This window comes from Vibrio sp. 1641 (genome assembly GCF_033339995.1).
In the GTDB taxonomy this organism is placed as follows: Bacteria; Pseudomonadota; Gammaproteobacteria; order Enterobacterales; family Vibrionaceae; genus Vibrio; species Vibrio alginolyticus.
Map to the genome: position 1 here is coordinate 1 of NZ_JAWOVP010000496.1, position 525 is coordinate 525.

Annotated in this window: 1 protein-coding gene; it reads left to right on the forward strand. The window is 49.0% G+C overall.

The features are described 5' to 3' along the window. Positions 1 to 76: 76 nt before the first annotated feature. Positions 77 to 525, forward strand: a 449-nt coding sequence (locus R7Z47_RS26765; RefSeq protein WP_411913073.1) for an extracellular solute-binding protein, incomplete at its 3' end; no start/stop codon positions are given.

A 525-nucleotide genomic window follows, 5' to 3' on the forward strand; every position in this document is an offset into this window, starting at 1 on the left:
TAACGAAAATTTAACAAAAAGTGGTATCCAACAGCCGTAACGGATACCTCCAGAAAAACAACCAAAGGAGTAAACCATGTCACGAATGACGAAAACACCACTGGTGATGTTGATTTCGGGAATGCTGTTGGGTACCTCGGCATACGCTGAAGATAAACTAACGGTCGTCTCATGGGGTGGCGCGTTCACCAAAAGCCAAGTAGAGGCTTACCATAAACCATTCATCCAAAAGACTGGTGTTGAGATCGTATCGGAGGATTTCAGTGGCGGTTTGGCGGAGATTAAAGCGCAAGTAGAAGCAAACAACGTGCGTTGGGATTTGGTCTCGCTGGATAAACCAGACATTGTTCGAGGCTGCGCGGAAGGGCTTTTGGAACCCGTCAACCCCAGTATTCTGCCTCCCGGCGCTGACGGGACACCAGCAAAAGAGGATTTTATCGATGGGGCGATCCACGAGTGTGCGATTAACACCATCGTCGTATCGACCGTCTTAGCGGTGAACGAGGATGCTTTCAAAGGCAAAAC